General features: G+C 45.4%; 18 protein-coding genes and 3 pseudogenes. 10 read left to right on the forward strand and 11 right to left on the reverse strand.

What is annotated here, in order from left to right; all coding sequences use genetic code 11:
* Window positions 1–14: 14 nt before the first annotated feature.
* From HUN05_13565 to HUN05_13590, 6 genes are all read right to left on the reverse strand, one after another.
* Entirely contained in the window at window positions 15–962 is a 948-nt protein-coding gene (locus tag HUN05_13565; GenBank protein ID WDP86029.1) for a 4Fe-4S dicluster domain-containing protein, read from the reverse strand.
* Between the two features lie 14 nt (window positions 963–976).
* On the reverse strand, window positions 977–1,399 hold the full coding sequence (locus tag HUN05_13570) for a hydrogenase iron-sulfur subunit (GenBank protein ID WDP86030.1): 423 nt from the start codon (window positions 1,397–1,399) through the stop codon (window positions 977–979).
* Window positions 1,400–1,408: 9 nt separating this feature from the next.
* Window positions 1,409–4,663 (reverse strand): FAD-dependent oxidoreductase, encoded by a 3,255-nt coding sequence (locus tag HUN05_13575; protein WDP86031.1) that lies wholly within the window; start codon window positions 4,661–4,663, stop codon window positions 1,409–1,411.
* A gap of 18 nt (window positions 4,664–4,681) precedes the next feature.
* Entirely contained in the window at window positions 4,682–6,595 is a 1,914-nt protein-coding gene (locus tag HUN05_13580; GenBank protein WDP86032.1) for a 4Fe-4S binding protein, read from the reverse strand.
* 19 nt (window positions 6,596–6,614) lie between these two features.
* Window positions 6,615–7,109, reverse strand: coding sequence for an NADH-quinone oxidoreductase subunit NuoE (gene nuoE / locus HUN05_13585; protein ID WDP86033.1), 495 nt, complete (start codon window positions 7,107–7,109; stop codon window positions 6,615–6,617).
* Between the two features lie 67 nt (window positions 7,110–7,176).
* A complete protein-coding gene (locus HUN05_13590) occupies window positions 7,177–7,557 on the reverse strand; it encodes a CoB--CoM heterodisulfide reductase iron-sulfur subunit A family protein (GenBank protein WDP86034.1) in 381 nt (126 codons plus the stop codon).
* A gap of 226 nt (window positions 7,558–7,783) precedes the next feature.
* On the opposite strand from HUN05_13590, the gene miaA reads away from it, so the two are divergent.
* Window positions 7,784–8,701 carry a tRNA (adenosine(37)-N6)-dimethylallyltransferase MiaA gene (gene miaA, locus HUN05_13595; protein ID WDP88064.1) on the forward strand — a complete coding sequence of 306 codons (918 nt, stop codon included), beginning with the start codon at window positions 7,784–7,786 and terminating at the stop codon, window positions 8,699–8,701.
* A 325-nt stretch (window positions 8,702–9,026) separates the two neighbouring features.
* Here the strand turns inward: miaA and lon are convergent.
* A pseudogene (gene lon, locus HUN05_13600) lies at window positions 9,027–11,096 on the reverse strand (endopeptidase La).
* A 107-nt stretch (window positions 11,097–11,203) separates the two neighbouring features.
* On the opposite strand from lon, the gene HUN05_13605 reads away from it, so the two are divergent.
* The 4 genes from HUN05_13605 to HUN05_13620 all read left to right on the forward strand — a co-directional run bounded on the left by HUN05_13605 (window position 11,204) and on the right by HUN05_13620 (window position 13,466).
* A complete protein-coding gene (locus HUN05_13605; GenBank protein WDP86035.1) occupies window positions 11,204–11,386 on the forward strand; it encodes a hypothetical protein in 183 nt (60 codons plus the stop codon).
* 56 nt (window positions 11,387–11,442) lie between these two features.
* Window positions 11,443–11,742, forward strand: coding sequence for a hypothetical protein (locus HUN05_13610; GenBank protein ID WDP86036.1), 300 nt, complete (start codon window positions 11,443–11,445; stop codon window positions 11,740–11,742).
* A 180-nt stretch (window positions 11,743–11,922) separates the two neighbouring features.
* The gene (locus tag HUN05_13615; protein ID WDP86037.1) at window positions 11,923–12,603 is read left to right on the forward strand and encodes a hypothetical protein; all 681 of its coding nucleotides are present in this window, start codon (window positions 11,923–11,925) and stop codon (window positions 12,601–12,603) included.
* Between the two features lie 416 nt (window positions 12,604–13,019).
* Window positions 13,020–13,466 (forward strand): DUF2147 domain-containing protein, encoded by a 447-nt coding sequence (locus HUN05_13620; GenBank protein ID WDP86038.1) that lies wholly within the window; start codon window positions 13,020–13,022, stop codon window positions 13,464–13,466.
* A gap of 1 nt (window position 13,467) precedes the next feature.
* Here the strand turns inward: HUN05_13620 and HUN05_13625 are convergent, their stop codons facing one another.
* Complete coding sequence (locus HUN05_13625) at window positions 13,468–14,997, reverse strand: molybdopterin-dependent oxidoreductase (protein WDP86039.1); 1,530 nt, start codon at window positions 14,995–14,997, stop codon at window positions 13,468–13,470.
* Between the two features lie 59 nt (window positions 14,998–15,056).
* Here HUN05_13625 and HUN05_13630 point away from each other — a divergent pair, with 59 nt between their 5' ends.
* Window positions 15,057–15,569 carry a hypothetical protein gene (locus tag HUN05_13630; GenBank protein WDP86040.1) on the forward strand — a complete coding sequence of 171 codons (513 nt, stop codon included), beginning with the start codon at window positions 15,057–15,059 and terminating at the stop codon, window positions 15,567–15,569.
* On the forward strand, window positions 15,566–16,573 hold the full coding sequence (locus HUN05_13635; protein ID WDP86041.1) for an IS3 family transposase: 1,008 nt from the start codon (window positions 15,566–15,568) through the stop codon (window positions 16,571–16,573). Before HUN05_13630 ends, HUN05_13635 begins: the two co-directional genes overlap by 4 nt.
* A 2-nt stretch (window positions 16,574–16,575) precedes the next feature.
* On the opposite strand, the gene HUN05_13640 is transcribed toward HUN05_13635, so the two are convergent.
* The 3 genes from HUN05_13640 to HUN05_13650 all read right to left on the reverse strand — a co-directional run bounded on the left by HUN05_13640 (window position 16,576) and on the right by HUN05_13650 (window position 18,023).
* Window positions 16,576–17,094 (reverse strand): hypothetical protein, encoded by a 519-nt coding sequence (locus tag HUN05_13640; protein ID WDP86042.1) that lies wholly within the window; start codon window positions 17,092–17,094, stop codon window positions 16,576–16,578.
* A gap of 76 nt (window positions 17,095–17,170) precedes the next feature.
* Window positions 17,171–17,611, reverse strand: coding sequence for a universal stress protein (locus HUN05_13645; GenBank protein ID WDP86043.1), 441 nt, complete (start codon window positions 17,609–17,611; stop codon window positions 17,171–17,173).
* Between the two features lie 31 nt (window positions 17,612–17,642).
* Entirely contained in the window at window positions 17,643–18,023 is a 381-nt protein-coding gene (locus tag HUN05_13650) for a DUF3394 domain-containing protein (GenBank protein WDP86044.1), read from the reverse strand.
* Window positions 18,024–18,891: 868 nt separating this feature from the next.
* On the opposite strand from HUN05_13650, the gene HUN05_13655 reads away from it, so the two are divergent.
* The 3 genes and pseudogenes from HUN05_13655 to HUN05_13665 all read left to right on the forward strand — a co-directional run bounded on the left by HUN05_13655 (window position 18,892) and on the right by HUN05_13665 (window position 21,563).
* A complete protein-coding gene (locus tag HUN05_13655; GenBank protein ID WDP86045.1) occupies window positions 18,892–19,779 on the forward strand; it encodes an IS256 family transposase in 888 nt (295 codons plus the stop codon).
* 28 nt (window positions 19,780–19,807) lie between these two features.
* A pseudogene (locus HUN05_13660) lies at window positions 19,808–21,020 on the forward strand (IS256 family transposase).
* Between the two features lie 174 nt (window positions 21,021–21,194).
* Window positions 21,195–21,563, forward strand: a pseudogene (locus tag HUN05_13665) (transposase).
* The last annotated feature ends 44 nt before the right edge of the window (window positions 21,564–21,607 follow it).

Below are 21,607 nucleotides of genomic sequence, written 5' to 3' on the forward strand. Positions count from 1 at the left end.
ATTGGGATTTACGCTTATTTGATAAAATCATTTGGATCATCCGGACTATAGGCATCCAGAGGCGGCCGTTTGGTTACGTCCAATCCCGCTTCCCAGCCAAACATATCCAAGGCATCCTTGTTGAGTTTCCGGGTAAAGGCCCTGACATTGATTCCCATGGGACAGGCTTCCACACAGGCCCCGCAATCGGTACACCGTCCTGCACAATGAAAGGCGCGCAGAAAATGGAAGGTATCCACATCTGTCTTGTTCTGGCCCTTGCCCACCCATTGGGGACCGGTTTCATCCACAAAGCAGGTGGGACAATAACACAGGGGACAGGCATTTCTACAGGCATAGCACCGAATGCAGTTTTGGGTCAGATCCTGGAAATACTGCCACCGTTGGTCCCCGTCCATTGCGGCAATCTTGTCCACATCGGGAAAGGGATTTTCAAGTGCCTGCTCTTCAACCAGATCCCCTGCCAATACATCGTAGAGCACAGGATTTCTATGGGTGCAGTATTGACAGTTTTCCTTGAGCACATCATTTTTGTCCACAGTCAGGGTCTGGAGGGTAGAGGTGACCGTCAAGGTGCCGGCCTCTTCCTCAAATCCGGTTATCTCGCCCTCAATTGCAGATGCAATCTTAACCTTGTCCACCATTCCGGAACAGGGCATGCCAATAATATACAGGTTATCCCTTTGGATCTGGTTTTCAACAATATGGGTCACCAAATTCCGGGAGTCGCACCCTTTGGCGATAACGGCAATTTTTCCTTTTTCCTTGGAAGCATAATTGGCAAGGTTCAGTCCGCAGGTGGAATTGAACACAAGTTTTTCAACATCATCCTTAGAGGAGATCACAATAGGACGGGTTGCCATGGGAACGGTCCCTTGGGCAAAGCCAATCACTTTTTCAACCTCACCTTTTTCAAGAAGATCCGCTGCAAGCTCCCTGATTTTTTGTATACAGGTATCCATAAATATCGCCTTTTTTAATTATAGTCCTTCACAAATTTTGTATTGGGTCCAAGGGCCTTTACTTTTTCCGAAATTTCTCTGACCACATCCACAAACTTGGTGGCTTCGGCAGAAGAGATCCAGGAAAAATGAACCCGGTCCTTTTCAATACCCATGTGTTCAAGAAGGTTGCCCATGAGTGCAAATTTTCTACGTGCATAATAATTACCATCCAGGTAATGACATTCGCCGGGATGTCAGCCGGAGACCCAGACCGCATCTGCGCCTTCTCTCAATGCCGACAAAATAAATTTAGGACTCAGTCTGCCCGTACAGGGTATTCTGACCACCCGGACGTCCGCGGGGTATTGCATTCTGCTGACGCCTGCTAGATCCGCTGCACCATAGCTGCACCAATTACACAAAAAAGCAACTATTTTAGTATTGTTCTCAGTCATTGTCTCTCCTTATACTGCTTCATTCAAAGCAAAGATTTGTGCAAGTATCTGGTTTGTATCAAAGCCTTTCAAATGAAGGGCACCGGACCTACAGGATGCCACGCACAACCCGCATCCCTTGCAAAGCACGGGATTTACCGCTGCCTTGCCTTCAAATCTGCCTTCGGTCTCAAAGGCAGGAGCCGAATAGGGACAGATGGATACACAGACGCCGCAGGCACTGCACTTCATGGGATCGACCTGGGCCACATTGCCGGAGGTATGAACCGTCTCTTTGGCCAGCAGGGTCACCGCCCTTGAGGCTGCGGCTTGTCCATGGGCAATGGCTTCGTCAATGGGTTTGGGGTAATGGGCAAGTCCGCATAAGAAAACCCCGTCTGTGGCAAATTCCGAAGGCCCGAGCTTGGCATGTCTTTCAACAAAAAACCCGTCTTCGTTCAGAGGCACCTTAAAGAAATTGGCCAGTCGTTCATCTTTATTGGGCACGATGGCGCTGGCCAGGGTCAATAGATCTGCCTCGATCTGCACAGGTAGGTCAAGCACATGATCAGTTGCAGTGATCAAAATCTTGCCCTCTTTTATCTCCACCCCGGGTTTATTATCCACTGAATAGCGGATAAAAATAACGCCTGCTTCCCGGGCCTGCTGGTACTTATATTCGCGTTCCCCATAGGTTCTGATATCCCGGTACAGGATATAGACATCCATGTCCGGATTGAGTTTTTTAAGCTCTAAAGCATTATCAATGGAATGGGTACAGCATACCCGTGAACAATAGGGCCGCTGTTTTTCCCTTGATCCGACGCATTGAATAAATACGGCGGATTCAAGTTTTTTAAGGGACTCATCCTTTTCAATGAATCTTCTGTCCAGATCCAGGCTGGTCATGATCCTGTCATCTTGACCATAGCAGTATTCATCAGGCGTATGGGCGTGACCACCGGTTGCAACCACGGCAACCCCGTGTTCAAGCGTCGTAACCGTGCCTGATTCTTTTAATTCAGAGGTAAAATTACCCACAAAGCCCTCAACATTTTCCAAACTTGTGTTGAGGTGGAGCTTTACCTTGTCATTGGCCTTAACATCCTTGATCAGGGAGGCAAGCTCTGTAGCAATATCTTCATCCTGATAGGTATGGTACAGATTGTTTGCCTGGCCGCCCAATACCCCGTCTCGTTCAATGAGATGAACCTCATAGTTCTGTTCTGCAAGGTTCTTGGCAGCCACCATTCCTGAAATACCGCCGCCGATAACCATGGCCACGGGTTTGACCTGAAGTTCAGCCTCTTCCAAGGGTTCCATCAGGGCCACCTTGGAGACGGCCATGCGGACAAGATCCTTGGCCTTTTGGGTGGCCAGAACCGGAGAGTCCTTGTGTACCCAGGAGGCATGGTTTCTGATATTGGTCATTTCAAATAAATACTTATTGAGCCCCGCATTGATCAGGGTTTCCTGGAACAGAGGTTCATGGGTTTTAGGGGTACAGGCCGCCACCACGATTCTGTTGAGCTTGTTGGTCTTGATAATCTGGGTCATGGTCTCCTGGGTGTCCTGGGAGCATGAGTATAGGTTATCAGAACAATATTCAACATAGGGCAGGTCAGCTGCATAATCCCTGACTTCGGGAACATTGACCACCCCTGCGATATTGGTGCCGCATTTACAGACAAAGACCCCGATTCTGGGACGCTCTCCCACAATATTGGTTTCAGGAATCTCTTCAGGCACTTTGGTCAAGGTATTTCGGGCCGAGGACAATAGGGCGCCGGCTTCACCGGCTGCAGCAGAAGAGTCGACAACCGCCTGGGGAATATCCTTGGGACCCTGAAAGGCACCGGCCACAAACACCCCTTTTCTGCTGGTTTCCACAGGAGAAAAAGAAGCTGTTTTAGCAAAGTTCCCATCCGTAAGTTCAATGCCTAATTTTTTGGCCATGTCAACGATTTCAGGAGAAATCTCAAGGCCTATGGAAAGAACGATCATATCAAAGGTTTCTTTGATATTTTCTCCGGATTCACTGGTGTAGGTGATATTAAGATCCCCTGTGCTGTCATCGGGAACCACGGTATGAACCCGGCTTCTCAAGAATCTGACCCCCTGGTCCTGGGCCCTGTTATAATATCTTTCAAAGTCTTTTCCATGGGTTCTCATGTCCATGTAGAAAATGGCACAGTCCAGATCATCTCCGGCATGCTCCTTGGCAATAACAGCCTCTTTAAGGGCATACATGCAGCAGACAGACGAGCAGTACTTATTGTCGCATCTGTTCTGATCCCTGGATCCCACACATTGGAACCAGGCCACTTTCTTGGGTTCCTTGTGATCGGACATCCGGGTTAAATGACCTGCGGTAGGCCCTGATGCAGATAAAATCCGCTCAAACTCCATGGCGGTCATGACATTGGGATGGTTTGCATATCCGTAATTGTCAAACTTGGACGGATCAAAGGGCTCAAATCCCGGAGAAAGAACCACGGCCCCTGCATCCAGCTCAATAATCTCGTCCTGCATGGTATGGTCAATGGCATCCATCTGACAGACTTCTGAACAGACCTGGCATCCGCCGGTTTTAAAATGCATGCACACATCCCTGTCAATGGCAGGGGTGTTGGGCACGGCCTGGGCATAGGGTACATAAACCGGTTTTCTGCCCTTGAGTCCCATCTCGTATTCATCGGGGATCAAAGAGGGATGAGCCTTGGTAAATTCTTCCTTGATCTTTTCAAGGGTGATGTGTCCTGTGGGGCAGACCGATGCACAGGCCCCGCAGGCCATGCACACATCCGACTGAACCCCAAAGGGGGTGTTAATGTACATGTCCGTACCGCGGCCGGTTAAGCTGATGGCTGCATTTCCGACCTTTTCACACATGCGCACGCAAAGCCCGCACAATATACAGTCATCTCCCTGGGATTCAAACCGGGGTTTTTCAATGCCGTATTCCTTGGCCAGTCGCTGGAGCAGGGGGACCTCAGGACACCTGGCCAAAAGCATTTCAACAATGAGTTTTCTGCCCTGAATGACAGCATCACTGTTGGTGGTGATTTCCATGCTTTCCCAGATGGGGTAATTACAGGCAGTGACAAATTTTGTCCGTCTGCCGTCAAAAAGTTCCACTGTACAGATCCGGCACATCCCTGCCGGTTCCAATGCCTTGTGGTGGCAAAGGGTGGGGATATCCACACCGTATTTCTCAGCGACGTGAATAATATACTGGCCCTCTTCTCCCTGTACTTCTTTACCGTTGAGTTTAAAAGTTACCATAGATATTATCCCTCGTGATTATTTGATAACGATTGCGTTAAATTTACAGGCATCGTAACAAATTCCACATTTAATACATTTGTCCTGGTCCAGGACGTGGGGTTCTTTTTTGTCACCTGTGATGGCATCCTGTGGGCATTTTTTGGCACAAAGCCCGCACCCGGTACAGGCACTTTCGTCAATTTCATAGACAAAGAGATTCTTGCAGACACCTGCCTTGCACTTTTTATCCCGGATATGGGATTCGTACTCTTCCCTGAAGTATTTAATGGTGGTCAGCACGGGATTAGGCGCTGAGGTGCCCAGACCGCAGAGTGAAAAGTTTCCAATCATCACCCCGAGTTCTTCGAGCAGTTCAATGTCACCTTCCTTGCCGTTGCCCTCGCAGATGGCGGTCAAAATATCCAGGGACTGTTTGATCCCTTCCCGGCAGGGGTTGCACTGGCCGCAGGATTCATCCTTGAGAAAATCCAAGAAATATCTGGCCACATCCACCATGCAGGTATTTTCATCCATGACAATCATGCCACCGGATCCCATAATGGATCCCACACTTGCCAGCTGCTGGTAATCCACTGGGGTATCCATGAGGCCTTCCGGGATACATCCTCCGGAAGGTCCGCCGGTCTGGACCGCCTTGAATTTCTTTTTGCCGGGAAGTCCCTCGCCCATATTAAACACAATATCTTTCAAGGGGATGCCCATGGGCACTTCAAGAAGTCCTGTGTTTCTGACTTTGCCCACCAGGGAAAAGGCCTTGGTGCCCTTGGAGTTGTCCGTACCGAAACCGGCATACCAGGGTGCACCCTTTAAAACGATGGCAGGCACATTGGCATAGGTTTCCACATTGTTCAAATTGGTGGGCTGATCACGAAAGCCCTTTTCAACCGTATGGACGTACTTGGCCTTGGGACGGCCGACCTTTCCTTCAAGGGAGGCCATAAGCGCCGTGGATTCACCGCAGACAAAGGCGCCGGCCCCGGTGGATATCTTGATTTTAAAAGAAAAGTTGGTTCCTGCAATATTATCCCCTAAAAGACCGTAGTCCGTGGCCTGTTTGATGGCCGTAACCAGGCGTTTTACGGCTAAAGGATATTCGTTTCTCACATACATAAACCCCTGGGAAGAACCGATGGCAAGGCCTGCGATGAGCATGCCTTCGATCACAGAATGGGGATCGCCTTCAAGGATGCTTCGATCCATATAGGCTCCGGGGTCCCCTTCATCTGCATTGCAGATAATGGATCTGTCCCCCTCATGTTTGGCACAGGTGGCCCATTTGATGCCGGTGGGAAATCCTCCGCCGCCCCGGCCCCTGAGGCCTGATTCTTTAACAGCGGTGATGATATCCTGGGGTTTGGTATTGTGAAGGGCATTTAAAAAGGCAATATACCCTTGCTTGCCAAAGTATTCTTCAATGGAATCCGGATCCACATACCCGCAGTTTCTCAGGGCAATTTTAACCTGACCCTTGAAAAACGGGGTCTCTTCAAGAAAGGGAATATCCTCTAAAGGGGCGACCTTTTCCTGGGGATTTTCCATGTCATCTTCCAGAAGGGATCTTGGGTCCTTAACCTGGCCGAGGATATGCTTTTTAATTTTTTTATCACTATAGTCGTTATTGATATAGGCATTGATAATATCAACGATTTTGTCTTTGGTGACATTTTTAAACATCATCCGGGGTTGATCCTTGGCAATGACTTCAACTAGGGGTTCAACCTCGCAGTATCCGATGCAGCCGGTCTGACAGATATCAATTTTTTTATTATCTGAAAATGCTTGTTTAGCAGTATCAAAGGAATCCTTGGCACCTGCGGCAATACCGCAGGAGGCCATACCGATGTTTACCTTAACCGTCTCAGGAAGATTGAGCTTTATCCGGTATTCCTCTTTTATGGTTTCCAGATCTTTTACAGACTGAATGGTCATGATTCATACCTCTTAAGATTTATTCGTATTGGTTTAACACCTTTTTAATTTCGTCAGGCTTAATCCGGCCATGCATATCTTCATTGATTTTAATGACAGGGCCTAAACTGCAGCAGCCAATGCAACGAACAGACTCAAGGGTATATCTTTGGTCTTCGGTGGTTCCACCATCTTTTATGTTAAGGGTTGACTCAATCTGTTCTTTGGCGCGTTCCGCCCCCCTGACATGGCAGGCAGTACCCGTACAAATGGAGATGATATTGCGTCCCCTGGGTTCAAGACTGAAGGTTGAGTAAAAGGTAGAGACTTCGTAGATTCGGCTGTAAGGTATGGACAATTTTTGGGATAAGTATAAGAGTGCTGGTTTGGGAAGGTAATTATAACGGCGCTGTATGGCTTGGAGAATCATAATTAAATTCTCTTTGTCCTCGTGAAAATCCGTTTCAATTATCTGGTCTAGCTCCAGATAATCTATTTGCTCACCGCTGTCGTGCTGAGTACTTATTGTGCTCATTGGGTAATTTCTCCTCTCTGGTTCTTCTCCTCACTACTGAACAATTATTAAAAGCATCAAATAAGACTTAACAGGCCTGCTGGGTGACGGGACACGCCTCAACGCAGGCGCCGCAACCGGTGCAGCGATCTGTAAATATGCTTCTTGCTCGTTTTTTAACCTTGACTTTGAAATTTCCAGCAGTTCCTTCAATGGATTCAATGTCGGAATAGGTGATCAGTTCAATGTTTAGATGCCGGCCGACCTCGACCAGTGTGGGTGAGATAATTCACATGGCACAGTCATTGGTGGGAAAGGTCTTGTCCAGCTGGGACATGACACCGCCAATGGACGGACTTTTTTCCACCAGATAGACATAATACCCGGAATTTGCAAGATCCAGGGCTGACAGCATGCCTGAAATACCACCGCCGATCACCACTACAGATCCTATTTTTTCAGAGTTCATTATCTTCTCCTATTTTTTCATTTAAAAAAACAAATGCAACAACTCGTCAAATTTGGGTCCCTGTTTCGTTCTGGGAATGGTGTAATCCTTATTTATTACCTCTCTTTTAATTAATTCTTATTAATCAAAAAAATTATGTTATAAGGTCTTATAGCAAAGCTTGTCAACCATTATTGAAACAAAAAAAGACTTAATTGAACACCAGACCAAGCCCATAAAAACCATGATGAAAAAAATACTGACCATTTGCGGTCCAACAGGCATCGGCAAGACAGGGTTTGCCATCCAACTGGCCCAAAAATTCAACGGGGAAATCATCGGGGCCGATTCCATGCAGATATACAGGCATATGGAGATTGGAACGGCCAAACCCGATGCCAAGGAAAGGGCCATGGCCCCCCATCATCTCATTGATTTTCTGGACCCTGGTTGTGAATTTGATGCCGGAAAGTATGCTGCCGCCGCAGACAAGGCCATTGGTGATATTATTTCCCGGGGAAAACTGCCCATTGTTGCCGGGGGCACAGGCCTTTATATCCGGGCGCTTCTTTACGGACTTTTCAGGGCAGCACCTGTGTGCACCAAAACCCTGGAGCGTCTGACACAAGAACTTGAAGAAAAGGGAAGCCAACACCTTTATGACCGGCTGGTCCGTTGCGACCCTGGTGCGGCTCAAAAAATCCACCCCAACGACCAATTCAGGCTGATCCGTGCATTGGAGGTTTATGCCACCTGCGGCGAGGCCATATCCGGCAAGCAAAAAGAGCACGGATTTAAAGAACCGCGCTACCAAAGCCTGACATTCGGGCTTTCCATGGACCGGCCCCAGCTCTATGAACGGATCAACCAGCGGGTGGACATCATGGTTGAACAAGGCCTGCTTCACGAGGTCAATGCCCTGGTAGAAAAGGGATATTCACTGGATCTCAAATCCATGCAGTCCATCGGCTACCGGCAGATGGGTATGTTTATCAGGGGGGAGGTTGATTTTAACGAAGCCGTCCGGCTGTTAAAGCGGGATACCAGACGGTATGCCAAACGCCAGTTTACCTGGTTTAACAAAGAACCCGGCCTGATATGGATTGATCCCGTTCAAAAGGACAAGGCCTTTGATCTGGTGGATCAATTTTTAGCTGATGAATAATTATTTTTTTGTTCTTTATGCCGATAGCGCATCCATTGCCCTTGCCCCTTTAGCCTGCATGGGGTAATTGCTTCAAAGTTAACTGGATATCTTTTGGATAATTTTTAAAAATCCTCAAGATCGTATACAAGGTATTAAATGTATTCTTGCATTACTCTGAATGAGTAAGGATATTCACCATTAATCTTGACTTTAATCCCAATATTTAAAAACATTGGTTATGTTGTTGTCTGGGAATTTCGACAAAAAGCGGCCATTCATAGACATTCGTCACTCATACCACAATCATAAATTATGTTAGCATTTGGCTTGTTTATCGACGCTCTCAATTTTTAAAAACGATTTTAAACACATCTCTAAAGTTATGGGCAAAATAAAACACGATACCCTCTTTAATGTGGGCCGGCAGTTTTTTAATCTGGGGAATACTTCCTTCAGGTATTATAATTTCATTAATCTTTGATCGACGTGCGGCAATGATTTTTTCTCTAATACCACCGACGTCAAGCACCTCACCCGTCAACGTTATTTCTCCGGTCATGGCAAGGGGGCGTTTGATTGCTTTTCCTGTTGCAAGTGATACCAGTGCCGTTGCAATGGTGATACCGGCGCTTGGGCCGTCCTTTGGGGTTGCACCTTCCGGCACATGGATATGGATAAAAGCCTTATCAAAATATGTTTTGCTGATGTTAAATAGGCTAAGATTTGACCTGACATGACTATAGGCAATAGCTGCAGACTCCTGCATTACGTCACCAAGTTTTCCCGTCAGTTTAAATCCCTGATTATTTTCATGGACCCTTACAGTCTCAATGGGAAGGGTCGCTCCTCCCATGGGGGTCCAGGCAAGGCCGGTGGCAATCCCAATTCCTGACATGGGTTTTTCATTTTTGAAAGTCGGAGACCCAAGTAACTTGTCTAAAGATTTTATCGTGATCCTGATTTTCTCTTTCTTTTCTTTTAATAGGGTCACAATACTTTTTCTGATAATTTTATTTAAAAGCTTTTCAATATTTTTTACCCCGGCTTCCCTGGCAAAACCTTCGATCAGATACCGGATCGTAGAATCTGTGATGGTGATCACTTTGGAAGTGAGATGGTTCCGTTTTAAGAGCTTTGGCCACAGGTGTTTTCTGGCAATCGCAATTTTTTCTTCTGTGATATAGCCGGAAAGATGTATTTTGTCCATCCGGTCCAGCAAGGGCCTTGGAATGGTATCAAGCTGATTGGCGGTGCAAATAAACAACACTTTTGATAAATCCATCCGAAGATCCATATAATGATCCATAAATTCGACATTCTGTTCCGGGTCAAGCACTTCAAGCAATGCAGATGCAGGGTCTCCCTGGTAAGAAACCCCGATTTTATCCACTTCATCCAACATGATCACAGGATTGGATACTCGTGTATCTTTTAAGGCCTGAACCAGTCTTCCGGGCAACGCGCCCACATATGTTCTTCGATGCCCTTTGATTTCTGCTTCATCTCTTATCCCCCCTAAGCTGAAGCGGTAAAATTGCCGCCCAAGGGCTTCTGCAATTGATTTTCCAATAGAGGTTTTACCCACACCCGGAGGCCCCACAAACAGGATAATGGAGCCTGCGATATCCTGTCTGTAGATTCCAGCAGCAAAAAACTCTATGATTCTGTCCTTTACGTCACTCAAGCCCGCATGATCCCGGTCAAGAATCTTCGCTGCCAGCCCAATGTCAACATTGTCCTTGGAATGGATTCCCCAGGGAAAAGATGTGATCCAATCCAGGTAATTTCGGGTCACCCCATATTCCGCAGATCCTATCTCAAGCACCGACAATTTTTCAATTTCATCATCAAACCGCTCCACCACCTGCTCAGTCGGAAAAAGTATTGCAAACTTCTCCTTAAATTTTTCCACATCCGAGGTTTTATCATCTTTGAGTAATCCCAGTTCCTTTTGAATGGCGCGCAGCTGTTCTTTTAAGAAAAATTTGCGTTTATTTTCATTCATTTGCTGATTGAGATCGTTATTAATTTTACTTTGAAATTTTGCAATTTCAATTTCTTTTTGCAGCAGCATCATTGCTTTTTTCATCCGATCTAAAACAAGCGGGGATTCTAAAACTTCCTGTAATTCACTCCCTGAGGCCGTTGTGATGCCTGTGGCAAAGTCAGTCAACGGTGAGGGATTCTCCGGACCAAACATTGACAGATATTGCTTTACCTGTTCGGAATATAATAGGCTCAATGCGGCCAATTGTTTAATGGAGTTAATAATTGCGATGGCATAGGCTTTCAATTCAGTTTCATTTTCTTCTGTTTTTTCAAAATACGTTACCTGGACTGCAAAAGGCGGCTTATCAGAAAGAAACCGCTTAATTCGAAATCGTTCTAGCCCCTGGGCAATAAACTGAACACTGCTATGGGGCGCATTCCCATTTTCCCGGTTTTAAAAAGGCCTGTCTTTTAGAGCAAAAAGAATGATATCCTCTGTTACGCTGAAATGAACATAAATGGATTGTGCTAATGAAGAAAGCTGAAGATTGTAATACTGTTGATGAAGTCCTTGCATGCCTCAAAGAACTGGAAGAAGATCCAAATCGCTTGGTTCGTAACGCTAACGAATTAGAACAGATGGAGCAGGAAATCCTTGAGTATACAAATCGGATAAGCGCCTTTTTTTTAAAAAAAAGATCCAGGCCTCAGTAGATTCCTCTGAACAGGTCGACCAAGAAAAAGAATTGATGTCCAATTGGCCGGGACGGATGAAAAGCGAAGGGCTTGAGACCGTTTGGATTCAGCTTTGTACAGATAGTTCGGTTGATATTCATGTTCGATACTATCGAAGGTCCTGTGACCGCCGAAAAGGAAAAAGATATAAAGGTGCATACGCTGGCTTAATCCTTCTTGGAATCCATGATCGCTGCTCGCCTGCTTTGGCTTCTATGGTGAGTTCTTGGTCAGCCTTATTAAGTTCTTTTGAAGAAGTCCGTCAAGTGCTTTGTGACCGTGGGATGACGTTGGGTATAAAGGTCATCCGTAAACTGACCTATCGGTACGCATAGCGGGCTCGAGCCGAACAACAAGCGGGCCGAATCCCATTAAATGATAGAGATTTACTTGAAGGGCGGCGAGTCGTTATCAGCACTGATGGTGGCCGCACTCGGCTCAGAGAGAAGAAAAGGGGACCAAAAACCCAAAAGGATAGAACCCGATTTCGTGGGGCATGGCGAGAACCCAAGCTTTTGATCATTTATGTAGTGGACGCCCATGGAAAACAAGAAAAAAGCTTTTCACCATTTATTGATGGCTGTTTCAATGGACCGGATGGTGTATTCCACTTGTTAAAGGGTTATTTGAACTCCCTTCATATTCAGAACTCAGACAAAATACTGTTTGTTGCAGATGGGGCACATTGGATTTGGAATCGAATCCCCGGACTGCTAAAAGCATTGGGTTTGGCTCCTGAGCGTGTGTATGAACTTCTCGATTTCTACCATGCAGTTGAGCATCTGGGTACAGTAGCAGGCTTAAGGAAGACCTGGTCATCCAAGGAACGCAAACGCTGGGTATCGAAGCAGCGAGGTCTTCTGCTGAAGGGAAAGGCGATTGAGGTGGTACAGGCCGTCCAGAAGCTTTGTAGAGGCAGAAACAGTAAGGCTATCAAGACGGAACGGGATTATTTTGTGCGCAATGAACTGAGGCTTAATTTCTCAACTGTAAAAGCGTTGAACTTACCTATTGGCAGCGGTGCTATTGAAAGTTCGATTCGGAGAGTCGTGAATTTACGTCTTAAAGGTCCATGCATCTTTTGGTATCGGGAGAATGCAGAAAAAATGATTATGCTGCGATCATTTTATAAAGCAGGGCGTTGGAACTGCCTGAAGCAGATGGCAAACATTCACAATCCAGTGCCAGCGGTATAACCGGGAAAATGGGAATGCGCCCGCTCAACCTGCACAGAAAAAAAATTGTCGACCTGAGATAAGGGTATTATAAAAATGAATTTTAGGCAGCCATAAATGGTTCAGCGAAAATATTGAAAAACTTTGGAGATCTGGCCATGGGGGTCGAGTAGAATCTGCTGAAGGCAGAAATCTCAAGGGTTGTCCTGGGCTTTCTCAAGTCAGTCCTCTCTTTTTGGGTTAACTCTGTTGTCACCCGCTTTTTTCCCTTAAAAATAACATCCGGTTTCAAACTTGGAATGATCATTTTTCAAATAGAAAAATTGTTTTTGTCAACTCAAATGTTGATTTTCATTGACATAAAATGAACGGCAGACTAATAAGAATAACATTGTTTTGACGCGTTCTTTTTAAACCTTTTTCAATGGAGAAGAATTATGAAAACAAGTTTCAGGCTCATCATCCTCACGTCTATCCTTACCCTGTTCATTTTAAGCACCGCATATGCACAGGCATCGGTTGTTGGAAAATGGAAAACCATTGATGACGAAACCAATGAACCCAAATCCATTGTTGAAATCTTTGAAAAAGACGGAAAATACTATGGAAAGATCGTCAAGCTTTTCCTCAAACCCGGAGACGACCAGAACCCCACCTGTGACAAATGCAAGGATGATGACCCGAGAAAAGACAAACCCACCCTGGGTATGGTCATTATGCAGGACATGGTGAAAAAGGGTGAAAAATATGGTGACGGCACCATTTTAGACCCTAAAAAGGGAAAGGTTTACAAGTGTAAATTCTGGACTGAAGAGGGCAACCTGAAACTGCGCGGCTATATCGGGTTTTTTTTCAGAACCCAGACCTGGCTGCCGGCTGAATAAATCAAACCGGGGTCAAAGCGCAGAAATTATCGTAATAGGCCGCCTGATGCCCCATATCAGTCAACCGTTCTCGTGTTAAAAAATTAACAGCACCGCTTTTATGCCAAAATCCCTGGTAAATAAAAGCGGTGTTTTCATATACAGCATCATCACATTCAACCACCGCCTCAATCTGGCCGTTTTCCCCTTTTACCGCAACCTTGTCCCCGGAATTGAGCTTGAACCTGGCGGCCGTCTTTGAATGGATATGAACCGTGGGAATCTTCTGGTTCTCCATAAATCCCTGGGAATGCATGGCGTTTTTGCAATGACAGGTTAAAAGACGAAGGGGAAAATTTTGGGGCGGAATCAACGGGGAAATAAATTCAGGCAAGGGGCTTAAGCCGTCAGCCTCTGCTCGTTCACTGTAAATTTCAACCCTGCCCGAAGGGGTTAAAAATTGTTTTTCCTTCCATGCAATATCATGGGATTGAATCCGGGTATAGGCAAAGGGAAGATCCTTAAATTCCATGTCTGAAAATTCTCGTTCGGTTCTTAATTGATCAATCAAAGGAGCGGCACATTGCTCAAGGAAATCCCGGGAAGATAAAACCCCAAGATCCATTCCCATATGTTTTGAAAGCGCCAAATAAAACTCAAATTCAGGCATCAGCGTTTTGGGCGGGTCTAAGGCTTTCTGGGAATAGTTTAAGATATGGGAATACATGGAGGTGGCAAAAATATCGTCCTGTTCAAACACGGTTGCTCCGGGCAGGATCAAATCAGCTGCCCGGGCTGTATCGGTTAAAAAATGATCTATCACCACTTTAAAGGGAATCTTTGAAAAGCCCTGGATGGCCAGGTTGAGATCCGGGGTCTGAACCAGGGGATTGGCCCAGGAAAAAAAAACCATCTGCAGGGGCGGAGTTTTTGCCTCTGCCAAAAAAGACCCAAGCTGGGGCGCTGGAAAAAAACGTTGGGTTGTCACGGCGGATTCGCTTTTTTCTTCAACACAAGACAGATAAGGGGCCAGAGATTTGGAGGCATAATTAACACCGGCCCCCGGTCTTGCCATATGGCCTGAAACAGCTGCCAGGGTATTGATGCACCGAACAGCATTTCCCCCGTTTTCATACCGCTGCATCCCGTATCCAATATAGATACAAGGCGCTTTGGCCCGGCCATAGGCAAGGGCAAGATCCTGGATTGTTTTTTGGGGAACACCGGTGATCTTTTGGACAAAGGCCGGGGTAAAGGGGGTTACCTTTTGTTCAAACCGTTTAAAGCCTTTGACATGATCCCGGATAAAAGGTGGGTCTGTCAGATTCCGGTCGATCAAAACATGGGCCATTGCAAGGGCAAGGGCACCATCGGTTCCCGGGCGTATTTTTACGTGGGTGTCAAACCGTTGAGCGGTCGGGGTTTCAACAGGATCAACCACAAAAATTGGGGTCCCCTTTTTTTGGGCCCGGGTCAACAGATTATACAAATGAAGGTTGGTCTCCTTTGGATTTCTTCCCCAGACAATAACAAGATCACCCCTCTGTGACAATGTGAGTGAGACACTTACCCATTGATAAATTAGTGTAGGGCGGGTAAGGATTATTACTTATGAAACCGATAAAAATGAACCCACTACCTGAATCCGAAAATCAGGCAGCCCCCAAGGAGGCCCCAATGGAAGGAGCCCATGGGGCGACTGAAGTTGGGGCCTCCTTGGGGAGCCAGGATTCAATCCCTGATCCTGAAGTACCTGAAAAAAAACCCCGGCGTAGATTCGTTGCTTCTTATAAACTGCGTATTCTCCAAGAGATTGAAAATTGTACCGAAATCGGAGGGATCGGCAAGATTCTTCGAAGAGAAGGCCTTTATTCATCAAATTTAACCGATTGGCGCAAAGCTCGGGACAAAGGACTTCTCAATGCCATGGCACCTCGAAAACGAGGAAGGAAACCAAAAAAGAAAAACCCATTGGCCATAGAGGTCGCCAGACTTCAAAAAGAGAAATTCAAATTAGAGCACAAGCTAAAGCAGGCGAAACTCATCATTGAAGCTCAAAAAAAAATTTCTCAGATCCTGGGAATCCAGCAGAATCTGGACGACCTCAAAGGAGAAGACTTATGAATGCCGCCCTAACGTTAAGTTGCGATATTGGAAAAAAGCCTTCATGTGAGGCTTTCGGTATTCCCCGATCATCTTTTTACAGATTTCATTCTCCAAAAAAACATATTGGAGTTAGTCGGACCGGATCTCCCCTTTCTTTGAATTCTGATGAACAACAAACGGTTTTGGATATTTTACATTCTGAAAAATATCAAGATCGAGCCCCATATCAGGTATATGCTTCTCTTCTTGATAACGGGCAATACTATTGTTCCATCAGAACGATGTATCGGCTTCTTCACAAAGAACATGGTTCTGTGCCGGAGCGAAGACGGCAGGTAAATCGCCCGAAATATAAAAAACCTGAATTGCTGGCAACAGGACCTAATCAGGTTTGGTCCTGGGATATTACCAAGTTGAAAAGTGTCACAAAATGGACCTACTTCTATCTATATGTAATCATGGATATTTTCAGCAGGTATGTTGTCGGCTGGATGGTCGCCCATAGAGAACAAACAGCATTGGCCAAAAAGCTAATTGAAAAGTCCTGTGAAAACCAGAAGATATTACCCGGTCAGCTTGGGCTACATGCAGATCGGGGAGCCAGTATGAAATCCAAAGGGGTTGCCCAGCTTCTTGTCGATTTAGGGGTAACCAAAACCCACAGTCGACCACATGTCAGCAATGATAACCCATACTCTGAAGCCCAGTTTAAAACATTGAAATATTGTCCACAATTTCCCAAAACTTTTGGTGCTATTCAGGATGCAAGAGCCTTCTGCCAGGATTTTTTTGGATACTACAACAAAGAGCATTACCATTCTGGTATTGGCCTGGTAACCCCAGAACAATTTCATTATGGCATTGCTAAAGATATTTATGAATCTCGCTGCCGAACATTGGAGGATGCATTTATTCAAAACCCAAAACGATTTAAGGGAAAAATACCGAGGCCACCGGCTTTACCAGAAGAAGCCTGGATTAACAAACCGGAACAAAAAGAGAAGGATATTATTGGAGCTTAATTTTAGGCATAGAGTGTCTCATTGTCATTGACACATTCCGCACTGTTGAGCAGATCCAAAGGATGGCTGGCCATGGCCTTGCCAAAATCATAGTCCTGGGCTTTGAGGCCGGCACTCCAGCAAAGTGATCCTGTAGCACGGGTGTCTCCGCCGAAATGATTGAAAAAAATGTTCTGGATCTTATTTTTTACCCCTCCGTACCCGTCACTGGTGTAGTTGAGAACGGCTTGGGGACCAAACTCTTTTTTAAGATCTGTCAATTTTTGGGCCAGAAGATCAAATACCCGGTCATAGCCAATGGGTTCAAATCCATTTGAACTACGGATCAAAGGAGAAATAATTCGTTTGGGATGGGTGACCCGGGCCGCAAGCTGCCGGGCCTTTGCGCAGACCACCCCCTGGGTCAGGGGATGATCAGGATCCCCTTTCAGATGGACAATCTTATTATTTTTAACCGTGACGATAAACCGGCACAGGTCAAAACAATCCATGGGACAGGAGACAAAGAACTGATTTGTCATAAGACTCCTTACAATTAAATAATAAAAGCCCAGGTCCTCCGCAAAAGGCCTGGGCTTTTATAATCTCAGATAAAATTTAATTCAACACATTACGCAGTCGCAATACCGAACAATTGGCATGCTTGACTAATTTTCTGGCACAGGTATCTGAAAAAGCCTCATTGATTTTGCGTCTGTGGTTGTGGTAGACCACGATGAGATCGGCCTCCCATTTGTCCGCCACTTTGAGAATTTCTTCATAGTGTTTTCCCACCAAAATTCTATGGGAGACCTTTGTTCCGCCGGTACAATTTTTTTCAACAAAATCGTTGAGCGCCTCCTTGAACTGCTGCCGGGCTTCATTTTTAATTTTATCGGTTACAAAAGAGGCCACAATGGGCATGGAGAAATCAGGCATCACACTGACGATCCTGATCTCAGCCCCGCTCAGCGACGCAAGCTCCATGGCGTTTTGAAACACAGCCCGGGAGGTTTTAGGATAATCAATATCCACTGGAACAAGTATTTTGTTAAACATATAGGATTTCTCCTTCATCTCTAAGTTTGATTTAAACTTCTCCAAGCCGCTCTTTGCGCTTTTTTTGGAGCAGGTAGATCAGGGCCATCAAGGCCAGGGCCGGTATGAACATGATCTGCTTGGGCGGCCGGTCTGACGGCAGTTTCACCTGAAGAATCTCCTGGTCAAAATCAATGCCCATTTTTTCGGCATTGGACGAAAATACCACATTGTCCACCAGCACTTTGCCCGGTTTTGGTGGACCTTCAAGTATGAAGACGTTTATCCCAAAGCCTACAGTGATGGTCATGCGCTTTATAGAGGGCTGGATGCTTATTTCAGATACTATAATTGCGAACGAAAGCATTCTGCACTGGACAAGCAAACCCCGGCTGAGGTATTCATGAAAAGCTTTGTCAACAAGGAGGTTCATAAGGAATCATGATTGAATATGCCTCCGGCGGCCCTACGGGGTATTTATTCCGCGCTAAGGCGCGGGGATTTAACGCATTAAGAACAGAAAAATGGAAGAGAGGGCAGCATAAAACTGACTGTATGCTGCCCCCATGTCTCCGTTACCAGTCATGGCGCTCAGGTTGCTTCCCAGCATTGCCTTATCCTCCAGGCTGGCGGCAGGAGGATACCATGGTGCTATAAAATTACAAGAGGATTATGGCACAAAAGTATTTAAACAGGCGGCTCTCAGGCCGCTTAAATCACGAACCATAGGAACGCATTTTCCACTTAAGAAATCCAGTTCCGTGGTCTAAGTTTGGGGGCAGGCGCAGCCAGAGGTCGGAACGCTGTTCATTTTTTTTGGGTTACTCTTTTTTTTTGTTGGAATTTTAACATTAAAAAAAAAAAAGAAACAAAGCTCTTATATATGTTGCCATTGTGAAAAACAATTCAATGGAGATCACGTTAAAATATCCATTTGCTCTTACTGTAATAGTAAACTGATTAAGTCTGAAATTAAAAAATCGGAATCAGATTAGAAAAAAAGGAGAGATTGATTTTCATAAAGACTCAATATTTTTAGCTTTCTTTTTCGTAGATTCCAGATTTTTAAGTTGTTCAATCCCGGAGGGGATGGACATGAAATTTTTCCACCTAACACAAAATCTTAATTCAAGAATTATGTCTTAAATAGGGAGCCTAATAAAAGGAGAACCGTTTTAAGAAATGAATTGGTCTGAAATTTTGAAAAACGCAGCAGGGTTCTGTTTCCTATCAGAGGGCGTTAAAAATTCTGTGTCAGTTGAATGAAAGCTGATATACTCAGCTAAATAAGGAGAACTGACATGACCGAAGAAAACACCGAATTTGATTTTCAAAAAGCCCTTAAAGGCATCCAGGAAGGTAAACCCTTCACAGGTAAGGGCGGCGTCCTTACATCATTAATCAAAAATCTTGCTGAAGCTGCTCTTGAAGGAGAGTTGGAGTCCCATCTCGGGCAGGAAGTTTCTGCCAACCGCCGTAATGGAAAAAGCAAAAAGACCATTAAATCCCTGGATGGTAAATTTGAGCTGGAAACCCCGCGTGACAGGGCTGGAACCTTCTCTCCACAGATCGTCAAAAAACATCAGACAACGCTCAGCGATGAAATTGAAAGAAAGATAATAGCCCTTTACGGCCTGGGCATGAGTTATAATGATATGGCTTCCCATTTACAGGAAATCTATGGACTTGAGATTTCAAATGCCACTCTGAGCACCATTACCGATAAAATCATCCATACTGTCAAAGAATGGCAGGCCAGGCCGTTGGAAAATGTGTACCCAATCATATGGCTTGATGCCATACATTATAAAGTACGAGAAAACGGAAAGGTCGGCAGCAAAGCCGTTTACACAATTCTTGGGGTGAATATCGAGGGCCGCAAAGAGGTTCTTGGGCTGTACATATCCGAGAATGAGGGTGCGAACTTCTGGCTGCAGGTGTTAACAGACCTTTCAAACCGAGGGGTAAAAGATATCCTGATTGCCTGTGTTGATGGTCTAAAAGGTTTTCCCGAGGCCATTGAGACCATATTCCCGGACACAGAAGTTCAACTCTGCGTAGTCCACCAGATCCGAAATTCATTGAAATACGTTGGTTCCAAAAATAAAAAGGAATTTATGGCAGATCTAAAACGTGTTTATAAAGCGGTGAGGGCGTTCAAAATTCTGTGTCAGTTGAATCAAAGCTGATATACTCAGCTAAATAAGGAGAACTGACATGACCGAAGACAACACCGAATTTGATTTTCAAAAAGCTCTTAAAGGTATTCAGGAAGGTAAACCCTTCACAGGTAAGGGCGGCGTCCTTACATCATTAATCAAAAATCTTGCTGAAGCTGCTCTTGAAGGAGAGTTGGAGTCCCATCTCGGACAGGAAATTTCTGCCAACCGCCGTAATGGAAAAAGTAGAAAGACCATTAAGTCCCTGGATGGTAAATTTGAGCTAAAAACCCCGCGTGATCGGAACGGAACCTTCTCTCCACAAATCGTTAAAAAACACCAAACAACGCTCAGCGATGAAATTGAAAGAAAGATAATAGCCCTTTACGGCCTGGGCATGAGCTATAATGACATGGCTGCCCATTTACAGGAAATCTATGGACTTGAGATTTCAAATGCCACCCTTAGCGCTATTACCGATAAAATTATTCATACCGTTAAAGAATGGCAGGCCAGGCCGTTGGAAAATGTGTACCCAATCGTATGGCTTGATGCCATACATTATAAAGTACGAGAAAACGGAAAGGTCGGCAGCAAAGCCGTTTACACAATTCTTGGGGTGAATATCGAGGGCCGCAAAGAGGTTCTTGGGCTGTACATATCCGAGAATGAGGGTGCGAACTTCTGGCTGCAGGTGTTAACAGACCTTTCAAACCGAGGGGTAAAAGATATCCTGATTGCCTGTGTTGATGGTCTAAAAGGTTTTCCCGAGGCCATTGAGACCATATTCCCGGACACAGAAGTTCAACTCTGCGTAGTCCACCAGATCCGAAATTCATTGAAATACGTTGGTTCCAAAAATAAAAAAGGAATTTATGGCAGATCTAAAACGTGTTTATAAAGCGGTCAATAAGGATCTGGCCGAAGAAGAACTGGATATCTTGGAAAATAAATGGAATGACAAATACCCGATTGTGATAAAATCCTGGCGGAACAACTGGGAACGCCTCAGTCATTTCTTTAAATATCCAGAAGAGATTCGACGGATAATATACACCACAAATACCATTGAGGCTGTGCATCGACAGTTTCGAAAACTGACCAAAACAAAGGGATCATTCCCGAACCAGGACAGCCTGTTAAAGCTGCTTTACATGGGGATCCAGAACGCCAGTAAAAAATGGACAATGCCGATTCAAAATTGGTCACTGACAATTTCCCAGTTGGCAATTTTCTTTGAAGGCCGGCTGGATAAAGAGCTGGGAATTTGATAGGGATTTATTTACAGATGGAAAAGATGGTTCCAGGAACTCCACTCCAGCAAAAGTCAACTCCTCCGACGTGGCTGATTGAAGGCCCATTCTCGGACCTGGCTTTTACTTCCGCTGGCGCCGAGACAGATCCGGGAACCGAAACCGTGACACAGAATTCTGAACATTCCCAAAGCGGTCAATAAGGATCTGGCCGAAGAAGAACTGGATATCTTGGAAAATAAATGGAATGACAAATACCCGATTGTGATAAAATCCTGGCGGAACAACTGGGAACGCCTCAGTCATTTCTTTAAATATCCAGAAGAGATTCGACGGATAATATACACCACAAATACCATTGAGGCTGTGCATCGACAGTTTCGAAAACTGACCAAAACAAAGGGATCATTCCCGAACCAGGACAGCCTGTTAAAGCTGCTTTACATGGGGATCCAGAACGCCAGTAAAAAATGGACAATGCCGATTCAAAATTGGTCACTGACAATTTCCCAGTTGGCAATTTTCTTTGAAGGCCGGCTGGATAAAGAGCTGGGAATTTGATAGGGATTTATTTACAGATGGAAAAGATGGTTCCAGGAACTCCA

Origin of the sequence: Desulfobacter sp., from assembly GCA_028768545.1 — a bacterium.
In the GTDB taxonomy this organism is placed as follows: Bacteria; Desulfobacterota; Desulfobacteria; order Desulfobacterales; family Desulfobacteraceae; genus Desulfobacter.

Bases quoted from the DNA above. Each gene is read 5' to 3' on its own strand.
- HUN05_13565 (WDP86029.1), bottom strand. From the start codon at position 962: ATGGATACCTGTATACAAAAAATCAGGGAGCTTGCAGCGGATCTTCTT.
- HUN05_13575 (WDP86031.1), bottom strand. From the start codon at position 4,663: ATGGTAACTTTTAAACTCAACGGTAAAGAAGTACAGGGAGAAGAGGGC.
- HUN05_13580 (WDP86032.1), bottom strand. From the start codon at position 6,595: ATGACCATTCAGTCTGTAAAAGATCTGGAAACCATAAAAGAGGAATAC.
- nuoE (WDP86033.1), bottom strand. From the start codon at position 7,109: ATGAGCACAATAAGTACTCAGCACGACAGCGGTGAGCAAATAGATTAT.
- miaA (WDP88064.1), top strand. From the start codon at position 7,784: ATGAAAAAAATACTGACCATTTGCGGTCCAACAGGCATCGGCAAGACA.
- HUN05_13605 (WDP86035.1), top strand. From the start codon at position 11,204: ATGAAGAAAGCTGAAGATTGTAATACTGTTGATGAAGTCCTTGCATGC.
- HUN05_13610 (WDP86036.1), top strand. From the start codon at position 11,443: ATGAAAAGCGAAGGGCTTGAGACCGTTTGGATTCAGCTTTGTACAGAT.
- HUN05_13620 (WDP86038.1), top strand. From the start codon at position 13,020: ATGAAAACAAGTTTCAGGCTCATCATCCTCACGTCTATCCTTACCCTG.
- HUN05_13630 (WDP86040.1), top strand. From the start codon at position 15,057: ATGAAACCGATAAAAATGAACCCACTACCTGAATCCGAAAATCAGGCA.
- HUN05_13635 (WDP86041.1), top strand. From the start codon at position 15,566: ATGAATGCCGCCCTAACGTTAAGTTGCGATATTGGAAAAAAGCCTTCA.
- HUN05_13640 (WDP86042.1), bottom strand. From the start codon at position 17,094: ATGACAAATCAGTTCTTTGTCTCCTGTCCCATGGATTGTTTTGACCTG.
- HUN05_13645 (WDP86043.1), bottom strand. From the start codon at position 17,611: ATGTTTAACAAAATACTTGTTCCAGTGGATATTGATTATCCTAAAACC.
- HUN05_13650 (WDP86044.1), bottom strand. From the start codon at position 18,023: ATGAACCTCCTTGTTGACAAAGCTTTTCATGAATACCTCAGCCGGGGT.
- HUN05_13655 (WDP86045.1), top strand. From the start codon at position 18,892: ATGACCGAAGAAAACACCGAATTTGATTTTCAAAAAGCCCTTAAAGGC.